This is a genomic window from Ancylomarina euxina (assembly GCF_003863355.1).
GTDB classification, from domain to species: Bacteria; Bacteroidota; Bacteroidia; order Bacteroidales; family Marinifilaceae; genus Ancylomarina; species Ancylomarina euxinus.
The window spans coordinates 433,916-448,140 of record NZ_QQWG01000001.1 but is presented as its reverse complement, the minus strand read 5'-3'; the positions used below and the strand labels follow the sequence as shown (position 1 = coordinate 448,140).

Sequence of the window (14,225 nt, the reverse complement as noted above, 5' to 3'; positions counted from 1 at the left end):
TTCTAATAACTCTATAGACACTTATTTTATATTAGTAAATCAGCGAAAAACTTAAAAGATAATTCCAGAATATAATCAATACTCTTAGACCTAACTTTTGTAACTGCCCCTACCTATAAAGCTGTAGCCTTAAAAACAACACACCTCAGCTAAAACTTGAATAATTATGGATCAATCATCTTAAACAAAAATGTATTTACACACAAAAAGCCTACTAATAAATTAGTAGGCTTCTGTATAAGAGTTTATTGAGTCTTACAACGAGTTAACGTGTAATGCTAATTTTGATTTCAAATTAGCAGCTTTGTTATTATGAATAACGTTGATCTTAGCCAACTTATCTAACATAGCTGTAACCTTAGGTAGCAACTCAGAAGCAGCTTCCTTATCAGTAGTCGCACGTAAATTTCTTACGGCATTCCTGGCAGTCTTAGCGTAGTACTTGTTGTGTACTCTTTTAACCTCAGACTGACGAATTCTTTTAATTGCGGATTGATGATTTGCCATCTCTTTATTGTATCAAATTATTTAAAACTGTAGTCCGTACGGGAATCGAACCCGTGTTACTAGAATGAAAATCTAGCGTCCTAACCCCTAGACGAACGGACCAAAAAAAATCTCCAAAAAGCAATTAAAGAATTGCAAAACTATGTAGTCCGTACGGGAATCGAACCCGTGTTACTAGAATGAAAATCTAGCGTCCTAACCCCTAGACGAACGGACCATCAAATTTGGAGCTGCAAAGATAATTGAAGTTTTGAATAACACAAACACTTTGCAGTTTTTTTTTGCTAGAGAAAGAAGCAGAAAACAAGTCTCTTTTTTCTCTCTTTTGCGATGCAAAGTAAATTATAATTCTTCAATCACACAAGAGGGAAATGCAAAAAAAATCAAGTTTTGTGCAACAAAAAAGCTAACCCCTTATTCCTGAGGAACATTTTTTTTCAATTCCACTCAACAATTGTTCCTCTTTCCTTGTTCAGATAGGCTACAGGCATCATTTCACGTATGTGTTGCCCCAATAAATTCAATAATTTATTCTTTGAATAATGTCGAGAATAAACTAAACTGACCTCTCTAAGGGGGTGTAAATTTGTAAATGACTTCACTTGTTTCAATTTTTCTGCCGACATGTACTGTGTAGCCAACTCCGGAATAAGTGTAAAACCACCTTCACGATCGATAATTTTCATCAGAGTTTCCAAAGAATTACTCTCAAATTCAAAAGGCAGTTCCTGATGTTGCATGCTATGCATCTCACAAAGATTGATAACTTGATTACGGAAACAGTGTCCATCACCCAACATCCAAATTTCAGATGTAGCGATATCCTTGACTTCAACAATTTCTTTTTTTAATATATCATGATCCTTATGAGCATATATCATCATCTCTTCAAAAAACAGAGGCTGTTCTTTTATCTTATCATCTCTCAATGGAGTCACAAAAATACCAACATCTAAAAGGTCTTTTTTCAAAGCTTTTACAATATCATCCGATACCATCTCTTCAACTTCAACCTTTACATCTGGATAATTTCTAATATAATCTCCAATAAACATAGGGAGTAAAAATGGTGCTAAGGTTGGGATAATACCAATCTTTAAACTCCCCTCAACTGTATTTCTATGATTCTTGACAATCTCATTAATCTTTTTTGATTCTCCTAATATAATTCTAGCTTGTTCAATAATAGGAATACCGACATCAGTTGGAATAATAGGTTGCTTACTCCTATCAAATATGGTAACATCTAAAAATTCTTCAAGTTTTTTGATTTGCATGCTTAATGTAGGCTGCGTAATAAAACAGCTATCTGCTGCAGTTGCAAAATGGCGATGCGTATCTACAGCAACAACATATTCTAGTTGAGTTAATGTAACCATATCAGTTTGTTTTTTAGTTTTTTTGATTTTGAATTACAAATATAAACAATATCTATTGCTTTATATACAATATTGATTTGATTGATACTTAGAACTATTCTATATTTGTATTAAACTATTGTTTTAAGCTTAATCAACATATACAACAGTTTGACTTTTAAGCTAATTAATTGACAATACCTATTTCTGTAAAAAATTATATAACTAAACTGTGTTTATGATTTTAGGATCAGAGTAGAGATAAAGTTAGCTGTAATAGCTGCTATACTATTACAACAATTAAAACAATATAATAGTTTGATAGTTTTTTTTGTTATTTAAGTTTTATTAGATGTTTGGGTTAAAACAGTCAGGAGTTGGGTCTTCTGGCTGTTTTTTTATTAAAAAAAATTAAAACACACGCTTTCAATATGTTGTTGAGCAATCATGCTAAAGAGCAGTTTTAAGGCTTAAAAAATATACTACTTTAGCGTGCGAATTTGAAATTTATAAGCTCAATATAAACTGAATAACAATGCAACACGGTATCAAAACAGTATCATTCGAAGAAGCTGCAAAGGTGATTAAGTCAGGTGACAGAGTACACCTTCACTCAGTTGCTCTAGCGCCACACAAGTTCATTAATGCTATGTGTGACCGAGGTCGTAATGGTGAAATTTACGATGTAACTATTCAACACATTCATACTGAAGGACCAGCTCCATATGCAGCAACAGAGTTTGAAGGTATTTTCAACCTAGAATCTTTGTTTGTTGGGGCTAACGTTCGTAAACAAACTCAAGCTGGATATGCTGACTACATTCCTGTTTTCCTTAGTGAAACTCAGCAATTAATTCGCGAAGGCTATCTAAATGTAAATGTAACTGTTGTACAAGTAAGCCCTCCAGACAAACATGGCTATGTATCTCTAGGAACTTCAGTAGATTGTTCTCGTGCAGCTGTTGAAATGGCTGATACAGTTGTGGCAATTATCAATCCAAATGTACCTCGTGCTTTTGGTGATGCTATGATGCCATTAAGCTCTTTCGATGTTTTCTGTGAAGATGATTCTCCACTTATCGAACATCACAATGCGCCATTATCAGAAATTGATATCGCTATTGGTAAAAATGTAGCTAACCTTATCCCTGACGGAGCTTGTCTTCAAATGGGTATTGGTGGTATTCCTAATGCTGTATTAGCTCAGCTTGGTAACCACAAAAATCTAGGTGTTCACACTGAGATGTTTGCTGACGGACTTCTTCCATTAGTTGAGAGCGGTGTTGTTAACGGAATGAATAAGAAACTTGACAAGGGTAAAATCGTTGCTGGTTTCCTTATGGGAACAAAAGAACTTTACGATTTCGTTGATGATAACCCAGGAGTATTAATGATGGATGTTGCTTACACCAATGGTGTACACATTATCAAGCAAAACCCTAAGGTTTGTGCAATCAACTCGGCTCTTTCTATCGACCTTACTGGTCAGGTTTGTGCTGACTCTATCGGAACAACTCACTACTCTGGTGTAGGTGGACAGATTGACTTTACTCGTGGTGCTGCGGCTTCTGAAGGTGGAGTTCCAATTATCGCTATGCCTTCGGTAACTGGTAGAGGTGTTTCTAAGATTACACCAACTCTATTACAAGGATCGGGTGTTGTAACAACTCGTAACAACATGCGTTGGTTTGCAACGGAGCATGGATGTGTCAACCTATTTGGTAAAACACTTCAGCAAAGAGCAAGAGCAATTATCTCTGTGGCTCATCCTGATTTTAGAGAAGAACTTGATAGAGCTGCTTTCGAAAGATTCGGTTCTCACTACCACTTCGTAAACAATTTAGTGAAGTAATCATTCACCGATTTCAAAATACAAAAGCTGCTCAAATTGAGCAGCTTTTTTTATGCATTATATAATACGTAGAATCTATTATCTAGATCTCAATACGTCAACTTTCTCCATAAAGACCGATAATCGCTCATCTGAAATTGGATTCATCCAATAACCTGATTCTTTAAAATGAGAGCCCACAATAAAGGCATTCGCATAATCCCAGTACTCTGAAATATTATCTGCCGTAATACCTGAACCTATCAATATGGGTTTACGAACCGTATCTTTTAAGGCATCCAATTCTCGAATATCTACAGCCTTTCCTGTTGATGAACCGGTAACAATAATCCCATCGCTAAGAAAAAATTCAGCGGCATGTGCAGTCTCTACAATATCCACATCAGATGTAATAGCATGAGAACTGTGTTTCTTTTTAATATCGGTAAAAACCTTCACCTTATCAGCTGAAATCATTTTTCGGTATCGCATTAATCCTGCTGCACAAGAATCGATATACCCCTCATCAGCCACATGACCAAAAACAAATCCTTCAGCACGAATAAAATCAAGATTAGCCGATTTTGCAACCGCCAATGCTTCTTTATTAGCTCCAGCCAGAATTTGAATGCCTAGGGGTAAATTCACCGCATCACGAATCGCCTTAGCCACAAGAGTCATGGCGGCCGTAATTTCTGGACCAACCTGCCCTTTCAGATACGGTACATCGTGCATATTTTCTATAATAAGAGCATCGAGTTTAGCATTTTCATACTGCCTGGCTTCCTTCACTGCCAATTCCGAAATCTCCTCCAAATTCATTTTATGATTTGGTGTCCCGGGCAATGCCTGAACATGAATCATTCCTATAATTAATTTCTTATCTGAAAACTGCATCATCCTTTCTTTATATTTTAATAAGGCCCATAATGTAAAAACCCTTATTAATGAGACCTAATCAATCATATTATGTAACGAAAAATCCCTATCATCTTCGAATTATCACACGAACACTTTATCACATCATAAGATTATCACTGTCCCAATATTTGGAAAAGCTCATCTAGTTTAGGTGTCAATATAATCTCAGTACGACGGTTTTTGCTTCTTCCTTCGACACTAGCATTGGTTACAATTGGTAAATATTTGCTCCTACCTGCTACAGTCATTCTCTGTGGGTCAATTCCCTTATTCATAATTAAGATCCTAACAATTGAAGTCGCTCGCTTCACACTCAAGTCCCAATTATCCTTCAAGTCACCACTCCCTTTATAAGGTACGTTGTCTGTATGTCCCTCAATTACGATATTAATATCTTTATTTGTAGACAATACCTGAGCCAATTGTTTCAAGGCTTGTGCTCCTCTAACATCAACGGTATAACTTCCAGATTTGAAAAGTAATTTTTCATCCATAGACACATAAACCTTTCCATTTCGATTAGAGATACTCAGTCCCTTATTATCGAAACCAGTTAAAGCATTCATCACCTTATTCTTCAAGTCAATAACAGCTTTATCTTTCTTTGCCAGAGCACTTTCTAATTCCAACAAGCGTTTATCACGACGATTGATTTCATTCTGTAAATCATCTAACTTTATTATTCTACGTTTCAAATCCTGTTCTAAACTCATTATCTCATCTTCACGTAAATTCAAATTATCCTGAGTTTTATGAATTAGATCTAATAGAGCCTTCGCTTCCTTCGCACTACCTTTTTGTTGTTTAGCCAACTGTGCAAGCAAATCCTCTTGATTTACTTCGCAGCGTTTTAATTGTTCTTTACTCTTAAACAAACGCTCTGAACTTTCTTTATATTCTTCATCAGCTCGTTTGTATTTATCTTCTAAAACTTCAAGTTGCCCCTCCAATTCAGTATTATTTTCAATCAATAGGCGATTAGCATCCTTTAGCTCTTCATATTTCTTTTGATTTTCATTAGCCCAGGATTCTAAATTCTGATATTGACGAGCTGGTACACAGGAGAAAAGGACACTTCCTGTAGCAAGAACAACCAAAAACTGTTTAATTCTTTTCATATCTTAATTATCAATTAATTACCTAATCCATTTTCTCAAATTACAACTTTAAGAAATTTCAAAACAAATATAAAAAGTCTAAGTTTAGCGCACAATACAAATCGACTTTTCGCTTAAGTATCTTATGTCATATACGTCACTCGTGCATCAAGCAATAACTTGACTATTTATACCCTATCCAGAAATAGCTGTGCTTTGGGATTGCTCAATTTTTCCTATCTTCGTCCCCTAGACCATTTTTAAAAATCGGACAAAATCCGTACAGCAATATACCATAAACTGATTAACAAATGACAAAGTCTGAAAAACCATTATTGGATCAAATCAACTTCCCATCCGACCTAAAAAAGGTATCGGAAGATGATCTAATTCAAGTTTGTACAGAACTGCGTCAGGAAATTATCGAACAAGTTTCCTGTAATCCAGGTCATTTTGGAGCTAGTCTAGGTGTCGTAGAGCTTAGTGTTGCATTACATTACGTTTTGAATACGCCCTACGATAATCTGATCTGGGATGTTGGCCATCAGGCCTATGGACACAAGATTTTGACTGGTCGAAAAGATCTTTTTCACACCAACAGAAAATATAAGGGAATAAGTGGATTCCCTAATCGTGGGGAAAGCGAATACGATGCTTTTACGGTTGGACATTCCTCTACTTCAATTTCTGCAGCATTAGGAATGGCTGTTTCGGCACAATTAAGTGACGAAAAAGACAGAAAAACAGTCGCTGTAATTGGTGATGGATCGATGACTGCAGGATTAGCCTTTGAAGGCTTAAACAATGCAGCAACAAATAATGCTGACATATTAGTTATTTTGAATGATAACAATATGGCTATCGACCCTAATGTGGGTGGGATGAGTGAATATTTGTTAGATATTACCACCTCGCAAACATACAATAAAGTAAAGAATGATGTTTGGCGTTTTCTTGGAAAATTTAACCGAGTGAACCCTAACACTCAAAAATTATTTCAGAAGGTTGAACATGGTATTAAAACCATTCTATTAAAACAAAGTAATTTATTTGAGGCCTTAAATTTCAGATATTTTGGACCTGTAGATGGACACAATGTCAATCATATGGTTAAAGTTCTGAGTGATTTGCAAAAGATTCCAGGACCAAAAATACTACACTGCATCACTAAAAAAGGGAAAGGCTTTGAACCTGCCGAGTTAAATCAAACATACTGGCACGCACCAGCTGAATTTAATGCTCAAACTGGTGAAATTCTTAAAAAGAAATCAGATAGTCCGCAAATCCCTAAATTTCAGGATGTATTTGGTCACACTCTAGTTGAATTGGCCGAAAAAAATGAAAAAATTGTTGGAATTACACCTGCAATGCCTACTGGTTCATCATTAAATATTATGATGGAAAAAATGCCAGATAGAGCTTTTGATGTGGGAATTGCCGAGCAACATGCCGTTACTTTCTCTGGAGGATTGGCTGCTAAAGGTAAAATACCTTTTTGTGCCATCTACTCATCATTTATGCAACGTGCCTTTGATCAGGTTATTCATGATGTTGCTTTGCAAAATGTTGATGTGGTATTTTGTTTAGACAGAGGAGGCTTGGTTGGCGCTGATGGTGCAACACATCATGGCGTATACGATTTAGCTTTCTTCCGTTGTATCCCAAACATGACCATATCATCTCCGTTGAATGAGGAAGAATTACGAAACCTAATGTACACCGCTCAGTTGGGTGGCAAAGGGGCTTTCTCTATTCGATACCCAAGAGGTACAGGTCGTGAGTTGAATTGGAGGACTCCTTTTAAAGAAATAGAGATTGGTAAAGGACAAAAATTGAGAGTTGGAAAAGATTTAGCGATCCTATCTATTGGCCCAGTTGGCATGCAAGCTTCTGATGCAATTGATGAATTAGAAAAAGAAGGGCACTCAATTGCACATTACGATATGCGATTCCTTAAACCTATCGACAAAGATTTACTTCACGAAGTATTCAAAAATCATCAAAATATCATCACAATTGAAGATGGATCTATAATTGGTGGATTAGGTTCTGCTGTTCTGGAATTTATGAGTGATAATGACTATTCTTCCAGGATTAAACGCCTAGGTGTACCTGACAGATGGGTTGAACATGGTACCCAAGAAGAATTGTATCGAGAATGCGGGTTTGACAAAGAAGGAATTAAAGTAGCAAGTCAAGAACTTCTTATCTAAAGTCAAACTCATGGCAAAATATAAAAAGCACCACAAGTATATATGTGGTGCTTTTGTTTTATCTCTTCAAAAGAGGTTTATATTAACGTAAGTATGAGTTCAACATCCAGAGTGTTTTTTCTGTCTGAGAAATGTAATCGCTCATAAGACTAACCGTACCCTCATCCTCTGCATCACCTGCAAGACTTAGAATTTCTCGCTCTTTTAAAATTAGCAAGGAGAAATTTTTAACGACAATCTCAACTCCTTCTACTCCATTCGTAATGCCTTTGGCTTCTTTCAATTCTGACACTTTAAGGTAGTCTGAAAAGGTATGTAAAGGTTCTGCTTCAAGGGTCAAAATTCTTTCAGCAATCTCATCAACTTTAATAACCGCATCATTATATAACTCTTCAAACTTTAGGTGTAATTCAAAAAACTCACGTCCTTTTATATTCCAATGAAATCCTCTCAAATTCTGGTAAAACATTTGATAATTTGCCAATAAGTCGTTTAATTTTGCACTTAATACGCTCGCTTTTTCCTGATCTATTCCTATTAAATTTTTCATCTTATTTCATTTTTATTTGTAACAGGCAAAAGCCCAATTCAATTTATTTTATAAATGTTGATTCAACATTTACAACACATCAAAATCAACACTGCAAATATGCGCACAAAATACATATAGATCAAATCGATTGTTTTTATATCTTAATAGATGGGCATTATATACCTTACTAATTCAGTACAAATAGGACGTTTATTCTATTATTCCAGAAAAAATAAATTTTTACTGTAATTCATTGGTTCACGAAAATCGATCATATATGACTTGCCACGACATCGATTCCGCTCAAAATTTATTCATTTAAGTCAGAGTGGATCACGACGATAGAATTTAATTCACTACTTTTGCGCCCTTGTAAACAAAATTTTTGACGAGATAAAGTATGGTAGAGTTTTTTAAGCGGAAAGCCGCAAATTCAAAAGATGATATTCTTTCAGGTTTTACAGTGGCCTTAGCACTGGTTCCAGAAGCTGTAGCATTTGCCTTTGTGGCAGGTGTTGACCCATTAGTTGGTCTATACGCCGCTTTCATGATTGGTTTAATTACATCTATTTTTGGTGGCCGTCCAGGTATGATTTCAGGAGCAACTGGAGCCTTAGCAGTCGTAATGGTAAGTCTTGTAAAAGATGGTAACCAAATGGGACTCGATATGATCGAGCCTATTCAAAATATGGGTTTAAATTATTTATTCGCAACCGTTGTTCTGGCTGGAGTTTTTCAGTTTTTAGCAGGTGTTTTCAAATTTGGTAAATTCGTTAGACTCATTCCTCATCCAGTAATGATGGGTTTTGTGAATGGTTTGGCTATTGTAATTTTCATGTCACAACTAGGCATGTTTACTCAGAAAATAGATGGAGAATCTGTTTGGTTGATAGGCAGTGCTTTATATACAATGATCGGATTAGTGGTATTAACCATGGGTATCATGTACCTATTACCTAAGATCACAACTAAAGTCCCTGCAGCTCTGGCTGCGATCTTAACTGTTTCAGCACTTGCCATTTTTGGTGGATTAGATGTGAGTACAGTAGGTTCATTTATCCGTGATGGTGGTGGCTCAGGACTAAAAGGTGGTTTACCTACTTTCCAGTCTCAGCTTTTCACAATGGTTCCTCTGAATTTAGAGACCATCAAATTCATCTTACCATATGCATCTATCATTGCTGCTATCGGATTGATTGAATCCCTAATGACTCTTAACCTACTTGATGAGATTACTGAAACTCGTGGAAATGGTAACCGCGAATGTATGGCTCAGGGTGCTGCAAATATCGTCACTGGTTTCTTTGGTGGTATGGGTGGATGTGCCATGATTGGTCAATCACTTATCAACGTTAAGTCTGGTGGTCGTGGTCGTTTGTCTGGTATTATTGCTGCACTAACGCTATTAGCATTTATTCTTTTTGCTTCTCCACTTATCGAGCAGGTACCTATTGCTGCTTTGGTTGGTGTGATGTTTATGGTTGTCATCGGAACATTTGCCTGGGCTACCTTTGGCATCATGAATAAGATTCCTCGTACCGATGCCTTTGTTATTATACTTGTAACAGGATTAACAGTCATGTTCGACCTTGCAATTGCCGTATTGGCTGGTGTTATTGTATCTGCTCTGGTATTCGCATGGCAGGATGCAAAACGTATTCGTGCCCGAAAATCGGTAAGAGAAGATGGCACGAAGGTTTATGAAATTTGGGGACCACTATTCTTCGGATCAATCAGCACATTTAATTCAAAATTCGATGTTCATGGCGATCCTCAGGAGGTTGAAATTGATTTCATCGAATCGAGAGTAGCTGACCATTCAGGAATTGAAGCGATCAGTAATTTAGTAGATAAGTATGAAAATGCTGGGAAAAGTATTAAATTGAAGCATCTAAGTGCTGACTGTATCACATTATTGCAACGTGCTGATTCTCGTTTCAATGCTGTTATTATTCGCGATATTGACGATCCTCGTTACTATGTTGTTACTGATAAAGTAAAGATAGGATAAAGACTTTTTTTTTCTCTGGGGTGAAAGTCGCAGAGTTTTTTTCACCTCTCCAACGCCTGTTGGAGAGGTGTTTTTTTTTGATCTAATCTGATTTAGATCTTAAGCATTTCCTGAACAATTGGGCGTAAGCCACTAAAGAAGAATTCTACTGCGATTACCATCACAATTAATCCCATCAAGCGCATGAGAATTTTATTACCAGTATCTCCTAAGAATTTTATAATTCGGGATGAACTCCAAAGAATAATATAAGTCAAAAGACATGTCAGAAAAATCGCACTAACTAAAATTATCTTCGATTCAAGACTCCCCGCTTCTTCCATTAAAACGATTCCATTCGTAATAGCTCCCGGTCCACAAATCATAGGAATAGCAAGAGGTGTGATAGAAACATCGTTTACATATTCGGTAATTTCACTATCACTTACCTTAATTTTACTCAATCGTGCCTGAAGCATATCTTGCCCCATAATAAAGAAAATAACCCCTCCAACAATCTTCAGGCTGTTAACCGATATTCCAAAGAACTGAAACAAGAGTTGCCCTGAAAAGGCAAATGCAACAAGGGTAAAAAACGAAACAATAGTCGCTTTTCTTGCTGTTTTCTTTCTTTGATCGGCATTCAAATCACCTGTAATCGTCATAAAAATTGGCATCACGCCAAGAGGATTAATCAGTGTAAAAAACGAGGTGACTGCCAAGAGTCCAAAAGTCCAATATTCATTCATTTTTTAAAATTCAATTTATTTTAAGCCTAGTTTCTTCGCTATATCTAAAGGGATAGCATCTTTGTGCATTAATACTGAAACGCTTTTGTATTCTACGAATGCTTTCGATGCATAGAAATAGCCTTCATGTGAATTCAAATCGGTTCCCCATGAATTTTTCACCAAGTAATACTTGCTCCCATTCTGATCTTTCGCTGTTCCAACAATATGCATCATATGGTCCTCTGTAGACTCGTAGTTATCGAATGCTATTTGACGCATCTCTTGAGTAATTTCTTTTTCCTTTACAGGATATTCGGTTCCATAAGACGACTTCTGATCTTTACTTATATTCTGCCACTTTGAAATCTCAGAATCAGCCATATTTTTTAATTCCGTTTCTGGTACAACTGCAACCCCTTTTCTAAATGCGAACCCTTTTTCACTCACATCGCTTCCCCAAGCAATACTGTAGCCCTTCTCAATTGCATAATCAACAACTTGCATCATCTCATTCATTGGGACATTCAAAACTTCACCCAAAGACCAGTTGTCAGCACCTTCGAAAATAAAACTCTCGTAAAATGGGTGATGCGTATATGAAGTAATGGTAACATAGTCATCCATATTTAATCCTAGGTCTGAGGTGAATGATTCTGTCGTGTATTCTTTTCCATCATAATTGAATGATTCTGGAATTTCACCCAAGTAAGCATCGAGAACGCCATCAAAACCTTTCATCCAAATAGGTGTAATTTTTTTATTTTTATTCTTCACAACAGCGTCAACATAGGCACTTAATATAGCATCCATCTCACCATGTACAGGAAGTATTTCATCAAAAGTATTCCCCGTATAGGCCTCCTGAGGAAGTATCCCGAATTGCTTAATCACATTTAAAGCATCCCATCCCTCAGCTCCAGCCGAGAAACTCTTCATCCCATGAAAACGCACATAATCCTTAGCTCTCAGGTGATAATTTCTGTTCACAATAAACATTTCAGAAAGATCGAACTCTCCTTTTCCCATTCGAATTAGTTCTGACTCTAGAAAAGAACTCATGGCATAAGCCCAACAGGTTCCAGATCTATGCTGATCTTTTACTTCCGTGGCTTTCAGCTGCTTTTCAATAGTAAATTGATAGCTTTTCTTTTCTTCTTTTTTCTTGGCAAATGATGATGAGAGAGATCCCAAAATCAAAACTGCAGCAACTATTATTCTTGTGTTCATCTTAAAGAAAAATTTAGGTTGTTTTTATTAGACTTAAGTATTGGTATTACAATTCTTTGCTTGTATTTTTGAAGATCAAAATACAAAACTAATGATTATTGACATCATAGTTTCATATTAAAGCAGAAGGAAAAAAGTAAACATCAATAAACTAATAAGACAAACAAATGAACAAACTAGCATCTCTGGCCTTAATCGCCATTTTTAGTTTAGGATTTACATCTTGCAAAGAGAAGCAATGTTGTAAAAAAGAAACCGTATCTCCTCTTCAGGAAAAAGTAAACCAATATGCCGAAGTTGAATTGAAAACTGACGTTTCTTTGCTTACTGAAAAGGAAAAGCAAATGCTTCCTATTCTGATTGAAGTGTCAGAAATTATGGAAGAAATTTTCTGGAAAGATGCTATTGGTGACAAAACAGAATTCCTTTCAAAATTGAAAGATCCTGCTGCTGTTGCTTATGCAAAAATCAATTATGGCCCTTGGGACAGACTTGATAACCAAGCTTCTTTTATTGACACCTATGGCAAAAAACCGGCTGGAGCCAACTTTTATCCAGCTGATATGACAAAAGAAGAGTTTGATGCTATTCAGGATGATTTAAAGAGCAGTACTTATTCGGTTGTTCGCCGCGACGAAAACGGAAAACTAGTTGTTCTTCCATATCACGTTGCTTATAAGACAGAAACTGAAAAAGCATCTGCTTTATTATTAAAAGCTGCTGAACTAGCTGAAGATGCTGGTTTGAAAAAATATTTAGAATTGCGTGCTGAAGCCTTATTGACTGATGACTATTTAGCTTCGGATATGGCTTGGATGGATATGCAAGACAACACAATTGATTTTGTTGTTGGGCCTATTGAAACATACGAAGATGCACTTTACGGTTACAAGGCTTCCCATTCTGCTCAAATCCTGGTTAAGGATAAAGTTTGGTCTAAGACACTATCTCGTTTTGGAGCTCTTCTTCCTCGTTTACAAGAGAGTCTTCCTGTTCCTGCAGAATATAAAGCTGAAAAAGCGAATGCGAATGCAGATATGAATGCATATGACGTTATTTATTATGGTGGAGACTGTAATGCAGGCAGCAAAAACATTGCGATTAACCTACCAAACGACCCAAGAGTACATCTTGCTAAAGGTAGCCGTAAACTGCAGTTGAAAAATGCAATGCAGGCTAAATTCGATAAGATTCTAGTTCCTATCTCAAACCTTTTGATTGACGAAAGCCAACGTAAGAACGTTAAATTCGACGCTTTCTTCGAGAACACGATGTTTCACGAAGTGGCTCACGGTTTAGGCATCAAATACACACTTGCCGATCAAACATTAACCGTTCGTAAAGCCCTTAAGGATGCTTATACTTCTATCGAAGAAGGAAAAGCTGATATTTTAGGTCTTTATATGGTGACTAAATTATCTGAGTGGGGCGAGATTAAAGACAAAGACCTAATGGATAACTACGTTACCTTTATGGCTAGTACATTCCGCTCAGTTCGTTTTGGTGCTTCGAGTGCTCACGGTAAAGCTAACATGATTCGTTTCTACCACTTTGAAGAGACTGGTGCTTTCACTCGTGACGAGGCAACTGGAACGTACAAAGTAGATTTCGAGAAGATGAAAGCTGCAATGATCTCTATGGGTGAAATGTTGATGGTTCTTCAAGGTGATGCAAACTACGAAGGCGCTAAGAAATTAATCGCCGAAAAAGGAAACATTAGTGAAGGTCTTCAAGCAGACCTAGATCGTGTAAACAATGCTGGTATTCCTAAGGATATCGTTTACAAGCAAGGTATGAAAGTACTGGGATTGTAAAAAC

At 36.5% G+C, this 14,225-nt stretch carries 11 protein-coding genes and 2 tRNA genes; 4 read left to right on the top strand and 9 right to left on the bottom strand.

Annotation, left to right across the window (positions count from 1 at the left end):
- Nucleotides 1-255 precede the first annotated feature (255 nt).
- The 4 genes from rpsT to DWB61_RS01895 form a co-directional block, all read right to left on the bottom strand.
- Nucleotides 256-507: a 30S ribosomal protein S20 gene (gene rpsT, locus DWB61_RS01910; RefSeq protein WP_125029199.1), complete on the bottom strand. Its 252-nt coding sequence runs from the start codon at nucleotides 505-507 to the stop codon at nucleotides 256-258.
- Nucleotides 508-537: 30 nt separating this feature from the next.
- A tRNA-Glu gene (locus DWB61_RS01905) sits at nucleotides 538-609 on the bottom strand.
- Nucleotides 610-652: 43 nt separating this feature from the next.
- Nucleotides 653-724 (bottom strand) — tRNA-Glu (locus DWB61_RS01900).
- A gap of 220 nt (nucleotides 725-944) precedes the next feature.
- The gene (locus DWB61_RS01895) at nucleotides 945-1,886 is read right to left on the bottom strand and encodes a hydrogen peroxide-inducible genes activator (protein WP_125029198.1); all 942 of its coding nucleotides are present in this window, start codon (nucleotides 1,884-1,886) and stop codon (nucleotides 945-947) included.
- Between the two features lie 514 nt (nucleotides 1,887-2,400).
- Between DWB61_RS01895 and DWB61_RS01890 the strand changes: the two genes are divergently transcribed.
- Nucleotides 2,401-3,717 (top strand): acetyl-CoA hydrolase/transferase family protein, encoded by a 1,317-nt coding sequence (locus DWB61_RS01890; protein ID WP_125029197.1) that lies wholly within the window; start codon nucleotides 2,401-2,403, stop codon nucleotides 3,715-3,717.
- Nucleotides 3,718-3,795: 78 nt separating this feature from the next.
- Here the strand turns inward: DWB61_RS01890 and DWB61_RS01885 are convergent, their stop codons facing one another.
- Entirely contained in the window at nucleotides 3,796-4,596 is an 801-nt protein-coding gene (locus tag DWB61_RS01885; RefSeq protein WP_125029196.1) for a BtpA/SgcQ family protein, read from the bottom strand.
- A 134-nt stretch (nucleotides 4,597-4,730) separates the two neighbouring features.
- Nucleotides 4,731-5,735, bottom strand: coding sequence for an OmpA/MotB family protein (locus DWB61_RS01880; RefSeq protein WP_125029195.1), 1,005 nt, complete (start codon nucleotides 5,733-5,735; stop codon nucleotides 4,731-4,733).
- Between the two features lie 290 nt (nucleotides 5,736-6,025).
- Between DWB61_RS01880 and dxs the strand changes: the two genes are divergently transcribed.
- A complete protein-coding gene (gene dxs / locus DWB61_RS01875) occupies nucleotides 6,026-7,927 on the top strand; it encodes a 1-deoxy-D-xylulose-5-phosphate synthase (protein ID WP_125029194.1) in 1,902 nt (633 codons plus the stop codon).
- Nucleotides 7,928-8,009: 82 nt separating this feature from the next.
- On the opposite strand, the gene DWB61_RS01870 is transcribed toward dxs, so the two are convergent.
- Entirely contained in the window at nucleotides 8,010-8,477 is a 468-nt protein-coding gene (locus DWB61_RS01870; RefSeq protein ID WP_125029193.1) for a Dps family protein, read from the bottom strand.
- 382 nt (nucleotides 8,478-8,859) lie between these two features.
- Here DWB61_RS01870 and DWB61_RS01865 point away from each other — a divergent pair, with 382 nt between their 5' ends.
- Nucleotides 8,860-10,470 (top strand): SulP family inorganic anion transporter, encoded by a 1,611-nt coding sequence (locus DWB61_RS01865; RefSeq protein ID WP_125029192.1) that lies wholly within the window; start codon nucleotides 8,860-8,862, stop codon nucleotides 10,468-10,470.
- Between the two features lie 92 nt (nucleotides 10,471-10,562).
- Here DWB61_RS01865 and DWB61_RS01860 read toward each other — a convergent pair whose 3' ends face one another.
- On the bottom strand, nucleotides 10,563-11,198 hold the full coding sequence (locus DWB61_RS01860) for a MarC family protein (protein WP_125029191.1): 636 nt from the start codon (nucleotides 11,196-11,198) through the stop codon (nucleotides 10,563-10,565).
- Nucleotides 11,199-11,213: 15 nt separating this feature from the next.
- The gene (locus DWB61_RS01855) at nucleotides 11,214-12,407 is read right to left on the bottom strand and encodes a C1 family peptidase (RefSeq protein WP_125029190.1); all 1,194 of its coding nucleotides are present in this window, start codon (nucleotides 12,405-12,407) and stop codon (nucleotides 11,214-11,216) included.
- A gap of 167 nt (nucleotides 12,408-12,574) precedes the next feature.
- On the opposite strand from DWB61_RS01855, the gene DWB61_RS01850 reads away from it, so the two are divergent.
- Nucleotides 12,575-14,221, top strand: coding sequence for a dipeptidyl-peptidase 3 family protein (locus DWB61_RS01850; protein ID WP_125029189.1), 1,647 nt, complete (start codon nucleotides 12,575-12,577; stop codon nucleotides 14,219-14,221).
- Nucleotides 14,222-14,225: the final 4 nt, after the last annotated feature.

Coding starts and splice junctions, on each gene's coding strand:
- rpsT (WP_125029199.1), bottom strand. CDS start 507: ATGGCAAATCATCAATCCGCAATTAAAAGAATTCGTCAGTCTGAGGTT.
- dxs (WP_125029194.1), top strand. CDS start 6,026: ATGACAAAGTCTGAAAAACCATTATTGGATCAAATCAACTTCCCATCC.
- DWB61_RS01865 (WP_125029192.1), top strand. CDS start 8,860: ATGGTAGAGTTTTTTAAGCGGAAAGCCGCAAATTCAAAAGATGATATT.
- DWB61_RS01880 (WP_125029195.1), bottom strand. CDS start 5,735: ATGAAAAGAATTAAACAGTTTTTGGTTGTTCTTGCTACAGGAAGTGTC.
- DWB61_RS01870 (WP_125029193.1), bottom strand. CDS start 8,477: ATGAAAAATTTAATAGGAATAGATCAGGAAAAAGCGAGCGTATTAAGT.
- DWB61_RS01860 (WP_125029191.1), bottom strand. CDS start 11,198: ATGAATGAATATTGGACTTTTGGACTCTTGGCAGTCACCTCGTTTTTT.
- DWB61_RS01895 (WP_125029198.1), bottom strand. CDS start 1,886: ATGGTTACATTAACTCAACTAGAATATGTTGTTGCTGTAGATACGCAT.
- DWB61_RS01890 (WP_125029197.1), top strand. CDS start 2,401: ATGCAACACGGTATCAAAACAGTATCATTCGAAGAAGCTGCAAAGGTG.
- DWB61_RS01850 (WP_125029189.1), top strand. CDS start 12,575: ATGAACAAACTAGCATCTCTGGCCTTAATCGCCATTTTTAGTTTAGGA.
- DWB61_RS01885 (WP_125029196.1), bottom strand. CDS start 4,596: ATGATGCAGTTTTCAGATAAGAAATTAATTATAGGAATGATTCATGTT.
- DWB61_RS01855 (WP_125029190.1), bottom strand. CDS start 12,407: ATGAACACAAGAATAATAGTTGCTGCAGTTTTGATTTTGGGATCTCTC.